1 protein-coding gene is annotated in these 1,008 nt (G+C 63.0%); it reads right to left on the bottom strand.

Annotated features, from left to right (window positions below; all coding sequences use genetic code 11):
• The coding region (locus Tfont_RS14375) for a transposase (RefSeq protein WP_143969936.1) at positions 1 to 1,008 on the bottom strand (1,008 nt) is incomplete at both ends.

Here is a 1,008-nt window from a genome sequence, read left to right as displayed (position 1 = left end):
TAGCGGTGCCGGTGGGTGCGTGGCGGTGGCACCAGCGCGGCGATGCGGTCGATCAGTTCCAGCGGTGTGAGGTGCAGCTCATCAACCTTGGCACCGCGCTTGTCGCTGGTGGGTTCGCTGCGCTGCTTGCCGCAGCGGTACACCAGTTTGCTTCCCTCTTTGCGCAGCCTGTCCATCGCAAAGGGTGGGCGGGCGCAATAGCGCAAGAGCCGCTCAAGGCCTGGACGGTCGTGGGATTCAATGCACACCCCGGCATCCACCGAGAAACCGCTGTGTTTGTACCCCAGCATCTCTTTTGCCTCGAAGTTCTCCAGCAGCCCACGGCCCACAAAGGCGCGCAGGATACGTTTTTGCAGTGTGGTCTGCACTGGGGCCACGGTAGCCGCATCGATGCCGGTGGCCGCGTGAAAGATGACACCCGGCGATGAGATTCGAGGGGTCGCATCAGCATCGCCCTCGCCCTCCACTTCCTCAAACACCCCGTCCACCACACAAACGTGGAAGTGGACGTGTTCATTGAGGCTGGAGCCGAATCGGTGAATGAAGGCGATGGCACCGATGTGCAGGCCTGCCTTGTCCATATGGGCCGCACCGGGGCTGTGGGTCTGCAGAGTTTGTGCGATCACCCGCAGAAAGATGCGCAGCACCATGCTCAGCACCGCTCCGTCGCGCTGCATGAAGTAACGAAGCCGCTTGGGAACCGACAGCACCCACTGGCGCACCGGCAGGCGGGGGAATACGTGATCGTTCAGGTGCGCTGCTGTCTCCACCATGCGCCGGGTGGTGCACGAGGGGCAGACTCCCCGGCCTTTGCAGGAGAAGGCTACAAAGTAGTCGTGCCCACAGTCGCCGCAGCGAGCGCGGGCAAAGCCATGGGCAAAGATGCCGCACTCAAGATACTTGGCAAACGCTTTGCGCACGAAGGGCTTGGGGGTGTGGTGGTCGCCCTGGCCGTCGAACTGACCCGCGCTGGCCAACTCTAGCCAGGTCTCGTAGTGCTCGGCTACC

It is taken from the genome of Tepidimonas fonticaldi (assembly GCF_007556755.1).
Lineage (GTDB): Bacteria > Pseudomonadota > Gammaproteobacteria > Burkholderiales > Burkholderiaceae_C > Tepidimonas > Tepidimonas fonticaldi.
Note: the sequence above shows the minus strand (reverse complement) of the source record. Positions and strands in the feature narration are given on the sequence as shown.